The organism is Streptomyces sp. CA-142005 (assembly GCF_050942335.1).
GTDB lineage: Bacteria > Actinomycetota > Actinomycetes > Streptomycetales > Streptomycetaceae > Streptomyces.
The window spans coordinates 7,553,171-7,567,402 of record NZ_CP192078.1 but is presented as its reverse complement, the minus strand read 5'-3'; the positions used below and the strand labels follow the sequence as shown (position 1 = coordinate 7,567,402).

The window sequence follows — 14,232 nt, the reverse complement described above, 5'->3', positions numbered from 1 at the left end:
TCCCAAACTGCCGAGGCTCCTGCCCCGGCTGCCCAAGCGCAAGGCGCGCCCCGAGCCGTTGGTGAAGGTACGCGTCCTGCCACCGAAACTGCCGAGGCTCCTGCCCCGGCTGCCCAAGCGCAAGGCGCGCCCCGAGCCGTTGGTGAAGGTACGCGTCCTGCCGCCGAAACTGCCGAGGCTCGTTCCCCGGCTGCCCAAGCGCAAGGCGCGCCCCGAGCCCCTGGTGAAGGTACGCGTCCTGCCGCCGAAGCTGCCCAGGATCCGGCTGAGGCGCCCTCGGCTGAAGCCCTTCCGCGAGCGCAATCCGGTCGTCGTGGGCGCCGTCGGCCTCACCGTCCTCGCGCTGCTCACCGTCGCCGCCTTCAACGCCGACAGCCTGCCGCTGATCGGCGGCGGCGACACCTACAGCGCGGCCTTCTCGGAGGCCGGCGGGCTCAAGCCGGGCGACGAGGTGCGGATCGCCGGGGTCAAGGTCGGCAAGGTCGAGGACGTCGGCCTGGACGGCGACCACGTCAAGGTCACCTTCAAGGTGAAGGGCCACCCGGGATTCGGCACCGACACGGGCGCGGCGATCCGGGTCAAGACGATCCTCGGAGCCAAGTACCTGGCCCTCTCCCCCAGGGGACCCGGGCAGCTGAAGCCGGGCAGCGAGATCCCGATCGGGCGGACGGTGTCGGCGTACGACGTCGTCCAGGCCTTCAGCGACCTCACGACCACCACCGAGGAGGTCGACACCGACCGGCTCGCGAAGGCGCTGGACACGATCTCCGTCACCTTCCAGGACTCGCCCGCCGAGGTGCGGGCGTCCATCAAGGGACTGTCGCGGATCTCGCGGACCGTCGCCTCCCGCGACAAGGCGCTGCGCGGGCTCCTCGACCACGCGAACGGAGTCACCAAGGTGCTGGCCGGCCACACGAAGGACTTCTCGGCGCTGGTGAAGGACGGCGACGCGCTGCTCAAGGAGATCGGCCGGCGCCGCACGGCGATCCACGACCTGCTCAAGAGCTCCGCCCTGCTGGGCATCGAGCTGTCCGGCCTGGTCGACGACAACCGCAAGGACATCGGGCCCGCCCTGAAGAACCTCGACACCTTCGTGATGATGCTCGAACGCAACCAGGCGAGCCTCGACCGCAGCGTCCGGCTGCTCGCCCCCTACGTACGGCTCTTCACCAACACCCTCGGCAACGGCCGCTGGTTCGACTCCTATGTGCAGAACCTGGTCGCCGCCCCGGTCACCCCACGGACGGGAGGCACCCGATGACCCGCAGACTCCTGGCCCTGTTCACCGCTCTCGCGGTCGTCACGGGCCTCGCCGTCCTCCTGTGGCCCGGCCCCGACCCCGTCCGGGTCACGGCGTACTTCCCGCGCACCGTCGGCATCTACCCGGGTTCCGACGTCCGCGTCCTCGGTGTCCGCATCGGCGAGGTCAGGAAGATCACGCCGGAGGGCGGCCGGGTCCGGGTGGAGCTGGAGTACGACCGGGGCCGCAAGGTGCCCGCGAACGCACAGGCCGCCATCGTCAACTCCTCTGTGGTCAGCGACCGTTACGTGCAGCTGCTGCCGGTGTACCGGAAGGGAGCGGTGCTGCGGGACGGCGCTGTCATCCCCGAGTCCCGTACGGCCGTCCCCGTCGAGCTGGACCGGATCTTCGACAGCCTGCACACCACCGCGGAGGCGCTCGGCCCGGACGGCGCGAACAAGAAGGGCTCGCTGTCCCGGCTGCTGGGGGTGAGCGCCGACAACCTCCAGGGACAGGGGAAGAACCTGAACCAGACGGTCGAGGACCTCTCGAAGGCGGTCACCACGCTGTCCGACGGGCGCGGCGACCTGTTCGGGACCGTGCGGAACCTGCAGGTGTTCACGGCCGCGCTGGCGGCGGACGACCAGAGCGTGCGGTCGTTCGACACCGACCTCGCCGACGTGGCCGGGCAGCTGGCCGGGGAGCGCAAGGATCTCGCGGCCGCGCTGAAGTACCTGGCCGCCGCCCTCGGTGACGTCTCCGGCTTCGTGAAGGGCAACAAGAAGGCGCTGACCTCCGACGTGCGGGGCCTGGCCAAGGTCACCAAGGTGCTGGTCACCCAACGGGCCGCACTGGAGGAGCTGTTGAGCGTCGCGCCCACCGGCCTGTCGAACCTGCAGAACGCCTACAACCCCGCGGCCGGCACCCTCGACACCCGCAACAACGCACAGACCTCCCAGGACCCGGCGTCCCTGCTCTGCTCGATCCTCAAGACGACCGGGGACGAGGGCGGCAAGAACCCCGGCTGCACGGACCTGAGGAAACTCTTCGGCTCCCTGCCCGCGTTGCCCTCGGCCCCGGCGGGGACGGGCACGGTCGACAGGACCCTCGGCGGAATCCTGGGGGCACGGGCATGAGCGCGCGGCGCTTGGGGCGGGCGGCCGCCTGGACGGCGGTCGGCTCACTGCTGCTGACCGGGTGCGAGTTCAACGGCTGGTACGACGTCCCGCTCCCCGGCGGCGCCGCCTCGGACGGCCGCGCCTATCACGTCACCGTCGAGTTCCGGGACGTGCTGGACCTGGTGCCGCAGTCGGCGGTGAAGGTGAACAACGTCACCGTGGGCACGGTCGAGAAGGTGGAACTGGACGGCTGGCACGCGCGCGTGCGGCTCAGGATCGCCGACTCGGTGAAACTGCCCGGCAACGCGGTCGCCGACCTGAGGCAGACCAGCATGCTCGGCGAGAAGTACGTGGCCCTGTCCGCGCCGGCCGGCACACCACCCGTCGGACGGCTCCGCGACGGCGACCGCATCCCGCTCTCCCGCAGCGGCCGCAACGCGGAGGTCGAGGAGGTGCTGTCCGCCCTGTCCGCGCTGCTGAACGGCGGCGGGGTGGCCCAGCTGAAGACGATCAGCGTCGAGCTGAACAAGGCCCTGAACGGCCGCGAGGACCGGGTCAGGTCGCTGCTGAAGCAGCTCGACACCTTCCTCGGCGGCCTCGACGACCAGCGGGCCGACATCGTGCGCGCGCTCAAGGGCGTCGACAGGCTCGCCAAACGGCTGAAGAAGGAGAAGAAGACGATCGCCGTGGCCGTCGACACCATGCCACCGGCCCTGAAGGCCCTCGCCGACCAGCGCCGCGACCTGACGAAGATGCTCACCGCCCTGTCCGAGCTCGGCACCACCGGCACCAGGGTGGTGAACGCCTCCCACGACGACACCGTCGCCGACCTGAGGAGTCTCCGGCCCATCCTGCAGCAGCTGAACAAGGCGGGCGACGACCTGCCCGACTCCCTCGAACTGCTGACCACGTATCCGTTCCCGCGCAACGCCACCGACGCCGTCAAGGGCGACTACGTCAACCTGAAGATCACCGCCGACCTCGATCTGGCGGGCATCTACGGCAACGTCACGGACAAGCCGGGCAAGGGCGGGAGATCCCCGGCCCCCGGGACCCCGCGTCTTCCCGGCGTCCCCACTCCCACCCCTCTCCCGTCCGTCCCGTCCGTCCCGTCCCTGCCGGCCACTCCGTCGCTCCCGCCCGTGCCCTCCGCACCCGCCGTGCCCTCGAAGCCCTCCGACGGCGGCACCCTGCTGTGCCCGCCGGTGTGCACCGCGGCCTACGCCGCCGGCGACGGCTCGCGTCGCCTCCCGCCCGGGATCGACCTCGGCCTGGCCGAGCTGATGCTGAAGGGGATACTGCCGTGATCACACGTACGGTCAGGGCCCAGCTGCTCGCCTTCGCGACCGTCACCGCGCTCGGGGTGTCGTACGTCGGCGCCCGGTACACGGGCCTGGTGGACGACGTGCTGCACCGCGGATACACCGTGCGCGCCGACTTCGCCGAGTCCGGGGGCGTGTTCCCCGGCGCGGAGGTCACCTACCGCGGGGTGCCGGTGGGCCGCGTGGGCGATCTGCGGCTGAACGGGTCCGGGGTCTCGGTGGCGCTGAAGATCGAGGACGGTGCCCCGAGGATCCCGGCCGACACGCTCGCGGTGGTCGCCGACCGTTCGGCGGTGGGCGAGCAGTACGTCGACCTCCAGCCGCGCGGGTCGGGCGGGCCGTACCTCATGGACGGCAGCCCGATCCCGCGCAGCCACACCCGGACCCCGCTGCCGGTCACCGACCTGGTCCTCAGCCTCGACCGGCTGGTCGACTCGGTCGGCAAGGACGATCTGCGGGTCACCGTCGACGAGTTGGGCAAGGCGTTCGCCGGTACCGGACCGAACCTGAGCCGACTGGTCGACTCCGGCAACTCGCTGGTGGAGTCGGCGTCAGCGTCGCTCCCGCAGACGGTCTCGCTGATCGAGGACTCGCGGAAGGTGCTCAAGACACAGGCGGACCAGGGCTCGGCCATCAAGTCGTTCTCCCGTGACCTGGCCAGGCTCACCGAGCAGCTGAAGTCGAGCGACGGCGACCTGCGCCGGCTGATCGGCAACACGGTGCCCGCCACGCGGGAACTCGACTCCCTGCTGAAGTCCACCCGGCCGCACGTGCCGGTCCTGCTGGCCAACCTCGTCAGCGGCGGTCAGATCACCGTGGCCCGGCTGCCCGGAGTCGAGCAGGCCCTGGTCACGCTCCCGCTCACCGTGGCGGGCAGCTACACGGTGATCCCCGGCGACGGCACCACCCACTTCGGGCTGACCGTCAACGCCGACGACCCGCCCGCCTGCACCCAGGGCTACGGCACCCAGCGCCGCGACCCGGCCGACACCGGCACCCGCCCGGCGAACACCGACGCGCGCTGCACGGCCCCGCGCGGGAGCAAGACCTCGGTGCGCGGTGCGCAGAACGCCCCCGGCGCGACGACCGGCTCGGGCGGCGCGGACCAGGCCGCGTTCGTCGCCCCGTACGACCCGGAGACCGGCACCCTGACCGGCCCGGACGGAGCGCCCGTCGAGATCGGCTCGACAGGCGGCGAACAGACCGTTTTCGGAAAGGAGTCGTGGCAATGGCTGCTCGTGGGACCGATGGCATGACAGGGGCCCGCGTGAGGCTGCTGTCGGCAGGCCTGGTCGCGGCGACCGTGCTGACGACCGTAGCGGCGGTCTGGCTGGGCCTGAAGCTGGCCGACCAGCGCGGAGCGGAACAGCGCCGCCAGGACGTCCTGGCGGCGGCCCGCCAGTCGGCGCTGAACTTCACCTCGCTCGACTACCGGCATTACGACCGGGACAGCCGCAACGTGCTGGAGGGCGCCACCGGCGACTTCAAGAAGCAGTTCGCCGCGCAGACCGCCCAGTTGACGAAGCTCGTCGCGCAGAACAAGTCGGTGTCCGAGGGGCAGGTGCTGGAAGCGGGCATCGTGCGGTCCGACGCGCGCTCGGCCCGGGTGCTGGTCGTGGCCGACAGCAAGGTGACCAACACCGCCGCGCCCGAGGGCCAGGCGCGCACCTACCGGCTCCAGCTGGACCTCGTGCGGGCCGGCGGCCGCTGGCTGACCTCCGACGTCACGTTCGTGGGCTGACCCGCCGTGAGGCCATCAGTGAGGAGAGAGACCATGGCGAACCCGACCCGGACCCGCGGCGGCGGCTCCCCGGCCCGCCGTACCCTGACCGCGGCCGCCCGCGCGGCGGCCAAGCGCGCCGGGCGGCCGGAGCGCCCCGCCCGCCGGGAGGAGGAGGTTTCCCCCGGGCGCACGCTGCTCGTCGATCCCCCGGCGGACGGCTGGGAGGACCCGCCCGAGCCCGAGCCGTCCGACTCACCCGACTCGTCCGAGCACGAGCCGGAGGAGAGCGCGCCGGAGGAGGGCGCGGCGGAGGAGGGCGCGGCGGAGGAGGGCGCGCCCCCGCGCAGGGTCGCGCGGCGCGTGCTCGTCGCGGTACTGGGCGTCGTCCTCGTGGCGGCCCTGGTCGTGGTCGCCGTACTCGGCTGGCGGTACCGGGAGGGGCGACAGGCGGAGCAGGCCCGCGGCGAGGCCCTCGCGGCCGCGCGGAAGGCGGCGCCGGCCGTGCTGTCGTACGACTACCGGCACCTGGACCGGGACTTCGCCCGGGCGCGTGCCCTGCTGACCGGGCACTTCCGCGACCAGTACGGCAGGACCACGAAGACGGTGGTCGCGCCGACCGCGACGAAGTACCACGGCGTGGTGAAGGCGACCGTGGCCACCCCCGCCGACGGCGGCGCCCCCGCGGCCTCCGTCGTGTCGGCGACACCAAACAGCGCCGTCGTCCTGCTCTTCGTCAACCAGGTCACGGAGAGCACCCAGGTCCCGCAGCCCCGGCTGGACCTGAACCGGGTGCGGATGACGCTCACCCGCACCTCCGGCGGCTGGAAGGTGAGCGGCGTCGACGCCCTCTGACCAGGCCTTCGCACAGTGCCCCCGCGCGGTCGCGCGGGGGCACTTTTTCGTGGGCTCTCTTGACAGTCCTCCCGACTCACAGGCAGTCTTTCCACAGAACAGAAACGAACTTCCGTAATACGGAATAACTAACAGGGAAGGGAGCGCCGTCCCCGTGGGATTCGCAGACCAGCGCTTCAACGTCAACCTGTCGATCCTCTTCACGGAACTCCCGCTCCTGGAGCGTCCCGCGGCCGCCGCCGCGGCGGGCTTCACGGCGGTCGAGCTGTGGTGGCCCTGGGTCGACTCCGCCACCCCCGAGCAGTCCGAGCTCGACGCCCTGAAGAAGGCGATCGAGGACGCGGGCGTCCGGCTCACGGGACTGAACTTCTACGCCGGACAGCTGCCGGGCCCGGACCGCGGCGCCCTGTCGGTCCCCGGTGCGGAGTCGGAGAGGTTCCGCGCCAACATCGACGTGGCCGCCGGCTTCGCCGCCTCCCTCGGCTGCAAGGCGCTCAACGCCCTGTACGGCAACCGCGTCGAGGGCGTGGACCCGGCGGAGCAGGACGCGCTCGCCCTGGAGAACCTCGTCCTCGCGGCCCGGGCGGCCGACCGGATCGGCGCGATCCTGCTGATCGAGACGCTGAACCAGCCGGAGTCGCCGCTGTACCCGCTGGTGAGCGCGCCCGCCGCCGTCGAGGTCGTGGACAAGGTCAACGAGGCGACGGGCCTCGGGAACGCCAGGTTCCTGATGGACCTGTACCACCTGTCCATGAACGGCGAGGACCTGCCGTCGGTGATCGAGCGGTACGCGGCGAGCACCGGCCACGTCCAGATCGCCGACAACCCCGGCCGCGGCGCCCCCGGGACGGGTTCGCTCCCGCTGGAGGAGCTGCTCGACCGGCTGAGGAAGGCCGGTTACGACGGCTGGGTCGGCCTGGAGTACAAGCCGGGCGACCGCCCGAGCGCCGAGGCCTTCGACTGGCTCCCGCGCGAAGCGCGCGCGGCCCGCTGAACATCCTGACTTTGCAAGGCAGTTGAGAGAGGCACCCCCAGACATGAGCACTCTTGCGGATTCTTCCCGCCCGACCCGCCCGGCGATCGCGTGGATCGGCCTCGGCATCATGGGCTCCCCCATGTCCGAGAACCTGATCAAGGCGGGTTACGACGTCACCGGCTTCACCCTGGAGCAGGAGAAGCTGGACCGCCTGGCCGCGGCCGGCGGCACCGCCGCCGCCTCGATCGCCGAGGCCGTGCGCGACGCCGACGTGGTCATCACGATGGTGCCCGCGTCCCCGCAGGTCGAGGCCATCGCCTACGGCCCGGACGGCATCCTGGAGAACGCCCGGCAGGGCGCCCTGCTGATCGACATGTCCTCGATCACCCCGCAGACCTCCGTCGACCTGGCGAAGGCCGCCGGGGACAAGGGCATCCGGGTGCTGGACGCCCCGGTGTCCGGCGGTGAGGCCGGTGCCGTCGAGGCCGTGCTGTCGATCATGGTCGGCGGTGAGCAGGCCGACTTCGACCAGGCCAAGCCGATCTTCGAGGCGCTGGGCAAGACCATCGTGCTGTGCGGCCCGCACGGCTCGGGCCAGACCGTGAAGGCGGCCAACCAGCTGATCGTCGCCGTGAACATCCAGGCGTGCGCCGAGGCCGTGGTCTTCCTGGAGAAGTCGGGCGTGGACCTGAAGGCCGCCCTCGACGTCCTCAACGGCGGCCTGGCCGGCTCGACCGTGCTGACACGCAAGAAGGACAACTTCCTGAACCGCGACTTCAAGCCGGGCTTCCGCATCGACCTGCACCACAAGGACATGGGGATCGTCACCGACGCCGCCCGCAACGTCGGCGCCGCGCTGCCGGTCGGTGCCGTGGTCGCCCAGCTGGTCGCCTCGCTGCGCGCCCAGGGCGACGGCGGCCTGGACCACTCGGCCCTGCTGCGGGCGGTCGAGCGCCTCTCCGGCGCTCAGCTGTAGAGACTTCCGGGCCGCGGCGCCGCTGACACCTGTCCTGTCGCGCCCAGGCGGCGCCGCGGCCCGGAATCGACTTCAACAAACTGTTGACGGTCGGATCACCAACTTTTAGGCTCCACAAAGCGGAAACAGTTTTCCGCTGACACCCGCACGGAAGGTCCACGATGTCGAAGCGCGTGCTCACGACAGAGTCCGGCGCACCGGTCGCCGACAACCAGAACTCAGCCTCCGCCGGCGTCGGCGGCCCGCTCCTGATCCAGGACCAGCACCTCCTGGAGAAGCTCGCGCGCTTCAACCGCGAGCGCATCCCGGAGCGCGTGGTGCACGCCCGTGGCTCCGGCGCGTACGGCCACTTCGAGGTGACGGACGACATCACCGGCTTCACCCACGCCGACTTCCTGAGCGCGATCGGCAGGCGCACCGCGGTGTTCGTGCGCTTCTCGACGGTGGCCGACTCCCTCGGCGGCGCGGACGCCGTCCGTGACCCGCGCGGCTTCGCGGTGAAGTTCTACACCGAGGAGGGCAACTACGACCTCGTCGGCAACAACACGCCGGTGTTCTTCATCAAGGACCCCATCAAGTTCCCCGACTTCATCCACTCGCAGAAGCGCGACCCCTTCACGGGCCGCCAGGAGCCGGACAACGTCTGGGACTTCTGGGCGCACGCACCCGAGGCCACGCACCAGGTGACCTGGCTGATGGGCGACCGCGGCATCCCGGCGTCGTACCGGCACATGAACGGCTACGGCTCGCACACCTACCAGTGGACGAACGCTTCGGGCGAAGCCTTCTTCGTCAAGTACCACTTCAAGACCAACCAGGGCATCCGCTCCCTGAGCAGCGAGCAGGCCGCGGAGCTCGCGGGCAAGGACCCGAACTCCCACCAGACGGACCTGCTGCAGGCCATCGAGCGCGGGGTGCACCCGTCCTGGACCCTGTACGTCCAGATCATGCCGGCGGCCGAGGCGGCGGACTACCGCTTCAACCCGTTCGACCTGACCAAGGTGTGGCCGCACAAGGACTACCCGCTGCGGCGGGTGGGCCGCCTGGTGCTGGACCGCAACCCGGACAACGTCTTCGCCGAGGTCGAGCAGGCCGCGTTCTCCCCGAACAACTTCGTGCCGGGCATCGGCCCCTCCCCCGACAAGATGCTCCAGGGCCGCCTGTTCGCCTACGCGGACGCGCACCGCTACCGCCTGGGCGTCAACCACACCCTGCTGGCCGTGAACGCCCCCAAGGCGGTCGCGGGCGGCGCCCGGAACTACGGCCGCGACGGCTTCATGGCGGTCAACGGCCAGGGCCGCGGCGCCAAGAACTACGAGCCGAACTCCTACGACGGCCCGGTGGAGACCGGCCGTCCGCTGTCGGCGCCCCTGGCGGTGTCGGGCCACACGGGCAGCCACGTCGCCCCCCTCCACACCAAGGACGACGACTTCTTCCAGGCGGGCGAGCTATACCGGCTGATGTCCGAGGAGGAGAAGTCCCGCCTGATCGCGAACATCGCCGGCGGCCTGTCGCAGGTCTCCCGCGACGACGTGATCGAGAAGAACCTGGCCCACTTCCACGCGGCCGACCCGGAGTACGGCAAGCGCGTGGAGGAGGCGGTCCGCGCCCTGCGCGAGGACTGAGACCAGTGACCCGCAAGCAGCGTACGGGATCTGACGGGAGGTCATGATCTCCGCACGCGGCCCGCGCGGCACGCCGGACGGCCCGGATGAGGGGTGGTTGTCCGGCGGCGCGCGCGGGCAGGGCGAGGACCGTGGCGGATGCGAGCCAGTGCGGTGGTCAAGGACCGAGTCCCCTTCTCGACCAGAGGGAAGGGCCCCGGCTCCGTCGCACCCACCACGGTCCCACCCAGCCCCCTCGCGGGGGCTCCCCCACTCCGTCCGGCGGCGCGAACGACCTGTCGCGCCCAGCCTCGCGCCGTCGGACGGCCATCACCGAGAACGCTCCCCACGCCGGCTCACCGCCCGCACAGAGGGAGCGCTCGGCGTTACGGGGCACCTCCCCCGCACACCCGACCGTCAGCCGGAACGACCCTCCTGCCACCGCCGCACCGCCGGCCATAGGGCCTCCTCGCCTCGACGGCATGGCCCCACCCAGCCCCCTCGCGGGGGCTCCCCCACTCCGTCCGGCGGCGCGAACGACCTGTCGCGCCCAGCCTCGCGCCGTCGGACGGCCATCACCGAGAACGCTCCCCACGCCGGCTCACCGCCCGCACAGAGGGAGCGCTCGGCGTTACGGGGCACCTCCCCCGCACACCCGACCGTCAGCCGGAACGACCCTCCTGCCACCGCCGCACCACCGACCGTACGGCCTCCTCGTCCGCGACGCGTGGGCCCCGGACGCACCCGCGGCACCGAGGATCACATCGCCGTCGGTATCCAGCACACCGCCGGCCCACGGCACGAAGTCGCCGCCGTAGACGTGCGGATGCTGTCGACGAGCAGCGCAGTGCGCGCCTTCGCCACGGCGATGCGGCTGGTCATCGGCATCCCGCCGTCGGCCCGGCACAGGACCACCACCTCACCGGTCAGATCGACCACGGCCACCGCCAGCGGCGGGAAACCTCGCTCCGCGCCGACCGCCGGCGCGTCCTGCACGAGCCAGTCCGCCTCGGCCGACGTCGGACCGGGTAGGCGTGGGTGTCAGACATGATCCCCGACCGACGTGCGAGAAGCCGGCCGGCGCAGCACGCTGAACCCATGGGCAATCCGACGCACTACCCGCACATCGTGGTCCACTCCCCGGCGCTCGACGGCTCCCGGCGGGTCACCGAGGGGGAGGTGACCCTGGGGATCGCCTCGCATCTGGACGATGTCGTGGAGATCCTGCGGCTGGCCGATCTGGACCGGATCGAGGTGGAGGAGAGCGATCTCATCGAATGGCAGGGCGGCGGACCCGACGACTGGCCCGGGCTGTCGGAGCACGAGCTGTAGCGGCTGGTGTACGGCAGCGGTCGTAGGCGGGCTACGCCATCCTCAAATCGAGCTCTGAATACCGCGGCTCAGGCTTCAACTGCCCCCGCGGCCGGGCAGATTACGGGCACAGGGGCCCGCCGGCACGGGGGCGGCGGGCCCCGAGACGGGGGAGTCACGGGGGACGCGCAAGGGCGGCCCGTCCTGAGGACGGGCCGCCCTTGGTGTGCGTGGCAGGGGATCAGACCTTCAGCGGCTTGATCGACGTCGGCGCGTGGCCCGGCTCGGTGGCCAGCTCCTCGAACTCGGAGACGTCGCTGATGTCCATGGTGCGGCTCATCGAGATGTTGGTGATCCGCTCCAGGATCGCCTCGACGACCACCGGCACCCGGTACTCGGCGGCCAGCTTCTTCGCCTGCTCGAACGCCGCGCCCAGCTGGTCCGGCTCGGTGACCCGGATCGCCTTGCAGCCCAGACCCTCGGCGACCTTCACGTGGTCGACGCCGTAGACGCCGATCTCCGGCGTGTTGATGTTCTCGAACTCCAGGTTGACCTGGAAGTTGATGTCCAGGCCGATCTGCGCCTGCCGGATCAGGCCCAGGTAGGCGTTGTTCACCAGCACGTGGACGTACGGGATCCGGTGCTGGGCGGCGACCGCCAGCTCCTCGATCAGGAACTGGAAGTCGTAGTCGCCGGACAGCGCGACGACCGGGCTGTCCGGGTCGGCCTTGGCGACGCCGATCGCGGCCGGGATGGTCCAGCCGAGCGGACCGGCCTGGCCGCAGTTGATCCAGTGGCGCGGCTTGTAGACGTGCAGCATCTGCGCGCCGGCGATCTGGGAGAGGCCGATGGTGGTGACGTAGCGGGTGTCCGGGCCGAAGGCCTTGTTCATCTCCTCGTACACGCGCTGCGGCTTCATCGGCACGTCGTCGAAGTGCGTACGGCGCAGCAGGGTCGCCTTGCGCTCCTGGGTGGAGGCCACCCACGCGGAGCGGTCGGGGAGCCTGCCCGCCGCCTTCAGCTCCTTCGCCACCTCGACGAACAGCTCCAGCGCGGCCTTGGCGTCGGAGACGACACCGTAGTCCGGCGGGAAGATCTTGCCGATCTGGGTGGGCTCGATGTCGACGTGGACGAACGTGCGGCCCTGGCGGTACACGTCGAGCTTGTAGCCGGTGTGGCGGTTGGCCCAGCGGTTGCCGATGCCGAGGACGAAGTCCGACTCCAGGAAGTTGGCGTTGCCGTACCGGTGCGAGGTCTGCACGCCGACCATGCCGGCGTTCAGCTCGTGGTCGTCGGGCAGGGTGCCCCAGCCCATCAGGGTGGGGACGACCGGGGTCTGGGTCAGCTCGGCGAACTCCACCAGCAGGTCGGTGGCGTCGGCGCCGATGACGCCGCCGCCGGCGACGATGACCGGGCGCTCGGAGGCGAGCAGGAAGGAGATCGCCTTCTCGATCTGGGCGCGGGTCGCGGCCGGCTTGTAGACCGGCAGCGGCTCGTACGTCTCCGGGTCGAACTCGATCTCGGTGAGCTGGACGTCGACCGGCAGGTCGATCAGGACCGGGCCGGGACGGCCGGAGCGCATCAGGTGGAAGGCCTGCTGGAAGACGCCGGGGACCTGGGCGGCCTCCAGGACGGTGACCGCCATCTTCGTCACCGGCTTGGCGATCGAGGCGATGTCGACGGCCTGGAAGTCCTCCTTGTGGATCACGTGGGTGGGCGCCTGGCCCGTGATGCACAGGATCGGGACGGAGTCGCCGATGGCCGAGTACAGGCCGGTGATCATGTCGGTGCCGGCCGGGCCGGAGGTGCCGATGCAGACGCCGATGTTGCCCGGCTTGGTGCGGGTGTACCCCTCGGCCATGTGCGAGGCGCCTTCCACATGGCGGGCGAGGGTGTGGTGGATGCCGCCGCCCTCCTCGAGGGCTTTGTAGAAGGGGTTGATCGCCGCGCCCGGCACACCGAAGGCGTCGGTGACGCCCTCGCGCTTGAGGATCTCAACTGCCGCGCGGGCAGCGGTCATACGAGCCATCGAGTACTCCTGCTTCGGCTTCTCGGATGCGTACTCCCGTCGCGCCCCGCGGTGAGCACAGTCTCCAGATTGTCGAACTTCCGCGAGATTTTTCCATATCGCGGAACTTAACTTCTACTATCTGGAATCAATGTAGAAGTGCGCGCCAACTGTCGTCAAGAGAGGCGGAGACCGGGCAAGCGCCGGACAAGCGGGGCGGAAGAGGAGGACCATGGGAGCCGCTGTCCCCACGCGACTGTCCCGACGCGACGCCTGGGAGTGGGCCATGCCCGAGAGCGTGCCGGTGCGCTGCCCGGCCTGCCGGCGCGAGCACGTCTACACCGCGCCGTCGTATCCGTGCGCGTGCGGCGCGCCCACCGCCCCGCGGCTGGATGCCGCCACCGAACCGGCCGTGGCGGACCACCGGGCCTGGGACGACGAGTGGATCTCCGTACGGTGCGCCTGCTGCGGGCGCGGCAACCAGTGGCCGCACCCGGAGCTGGGCTGTTCCTGCGGCACGGTCCTGCGCATCCCGGTGGCGGCGGCACCTCCGGCGGACACCGGCATGCCGTCAGCCGTGGTCGGCGCGTCCCCCTCGGACAGCGGTGTGCGGTCCGCGGTGGCCGAACCGGAGACCCCGGCCCACCGCCCCGCCTTCCGGCCGCGCGCCATCCGCACCGCCCGCGACGCCGTCACCGTCGCCGCGCTCTATCTGCGCTGGCTCGGCTACCGGGACATCCGCCGCGCCGACCAGCGGCCCCCGAACGGCATCGGGCTCGCCACGCACGGCCTCCTCGCCCAGGTGGACCCGACCGTGCGCCCGGCGGAGCCACGGGACGTGGAGTGCCTGTGGCTCACGGCGATGACGGAGTCCGCGGACTGTGTGTACTTCTGCCTCGCGGGTTACACCGACGACGCCCGGGCCCGCGCGAACACTCTGGGCGTCCCCCTCTTCGTCCTGGACCTCGCGGGCGTCCCGCAGCCGGTGAACGACGCGGCCGACGCCCTGAAGGAGACGGGCGCACCGGGCGGCCGGCCGTGGACGCGGCGCCTGTAGCAGCGGACGGTGACGGCTCCGGGCAGCAGCGGACACCAGGCGTCC

Annotated in this window: 12 protein-coding genes and 1 pseudogene; 11 read left to right on the top strand and 2 right to left on the bottom strand. The window is 71.3% G+C overall.

Features of this window, described 5'->3' with window-relative positions; translation table 11 throughout:
• Window positions 1–280 precede the first annotated feature (280 nt).
• The 9 genes from ACQPXS_RS35170 (at window position 281) to ACQPXS_RS35130 (ending at window position 9,832) form a co-directional block, all read left to right on the top strand.
• Window positions 281–1,261, top strand: a complete 981-nt coding sequence (locus tag ACQPXS_RS35170; RefSeq protein ID WP_433456083.1) for an MCE family protein — start codon at window positions 281–283, stop codon at window positions 1,259–1,261.
• Complete coding sequence (locus tag ACQPXS_RS35165; protein ID WP_433453465.1) at window positions 1,258–2,376, top strand: MCE family protein; 1,119 nt, start codon at window positions 1,258–1,260, stop codon at window positions 2,374–2,376. Before ACQPXS_RS35170 ends, ACQPXS_RS35165 begins: the two co-directional genes overlap by 4 nt.
• Complete coding sequence (locus ACQPXS_RS35160; protein ID WP_433453463.1) at window positions 2,373–3,665, top strand: MCE family protein; 1,293 nt, start codon at window positions 2,373–2,375, stop codon at window positions 3,663–3,665. The genes ACQPXS_RS35165 and ACQPXS_RS35160 overlap by 4 nt, the downstream gene beginning before the upstream one ends.
• Complete coding sequence (locus tag ACQPXS_RS35155; RefSeq protein ID WP_390681031.1) at window positions 3,662–4,936, top strand: MCE family protein; 1,275 nt, start codon at window positions 3,662–3,664, stop codon at window positions 4,934–4,936. Before ACQPXS_RS35160 ends, ACQPXS_RS35155 begins: the two co-directional genes overlap by 4 nt.
• On the top strand, window positions 4,933–5,421 hold the full coding sequence (locus tag ACQPXS_RS35150; RefSeq protein ID WP_433453461.1) for a hypothetical protein: 489 nt from the start codon (window positions 4,933–4,935) through the stop codon (window positions 5,419–5,421). The genes ACQPXS_RS35155 and ACQPXS_RS35150 overlap by 4 nt, the downstream gene beginning before the upstream one ends.
• Window positions 5,422–5,454: 33 nt before the next feature.
• A complete protein-coding gene (locus ACQPXS_RS35145; RefSeq protein ID WP_433453460.1) occupies window positions 5,455–6,255 on the top strand; it encodes a hypothetical protein in 801 nt (266 codons plus the stop codon).
• A 154-nt stretch (window positions 6,256–6,409) separates the two neighbouring features.
• A complete protein-coding gene (locus tag ACQPXS_RS35140; RefSeq protein ID WP_433453459.1) occupies window positions 6,410–7,249 on the top strand; it encodes a TIM barrel protein in 840 nt (279 codons plus the stop codon).
• 43 nt (window positions 7,250–7,292) lie between these two features.
• A complete protein-coding gene (locus ACQPXS_RS35135) occupies window positions 7,293–8,207 on the top strand; it encodes a 2-hydroxy-3-oxopropionate reductase (RefSeq protein ID WP_351806408.1) in 915 nt (304 codons plus the stop codon).
• A 161-nt stretch (window positions 8,208–8,368) separates the two neighbouring features.
• Window positions 8,369–9,832, top strand: a complete 1,464-nt coding sequence (locus ACQPXS_RS35130) for a catalase (RefSeq protein ID WP_433453456.1) — start codon at window positions 8,369–8,371, stop codon at window positions 9,830–9,832.
• A 738-nt stretch (window positions 9,833–10,570) separates the two neighbouring features.
• Here ACQPXS_RS35130 and ACQPXS_RS35125 read toward each other — a convergent pair.
• Window positions 10,571–10,816: pseudogene (locus tag ACQPXS_RS35125) on the bottom strand (heme-binding protein); the annotation flags it as partial.
• Between the two features lie 93 nt (window positions 10,817–10,909).
• Between ACQPXS_RS35125 and ACQPXS_RS35120 the strand changes: the two are divergent.
• Window positions 10,910–11,143, top strand: coding sequence for a hypothetical protein (locus ACQPXS_RS35120; protein ID WP_153543919.1), 234 nt, complete (start codon window positions 10,910–10,912; stop codon window positions 11,141–11,143).
• Between the two features lie 220 nt (window positions 11,144–11,363).
• On the opposite strand, the gene gcl is transcribed toward ACQPXS_RS35120, so the two are convergent.
• Window positions 11,364–13,151 (bottom strand): glyoxylate carboligase, encoded by a 1,788-nt coding sequence (gcl, locus tag ACQPXS_RS35115; RefSeq protein ID WP_433453454.1) that lies wholly within the window; start codon window positions 13,149–13,151, stop codon window positions 11,364–11,366.
• Window positions 13,152–13,362: 211 nt separating this feature from the next.
• On the opposite strand from gcl, the gene ACQPXS_RS35110 reads away from it, so the two are divergent.
• The gene (locus ACQPXS_RS35110; RefSeq protein WP_433453452.1) at window positions 13,363–14,187 is read left to right on the top strand and encodes a hypothetical protein; all 825 of its coding nucleotides are present in this window, start codon (window positions 13,363–13,365) and stop codon (window positions 14,185–14,187) included.
• The last annotated feature ends 45 nt before the right edge of the window (window positions 14,188–14,232 follow it).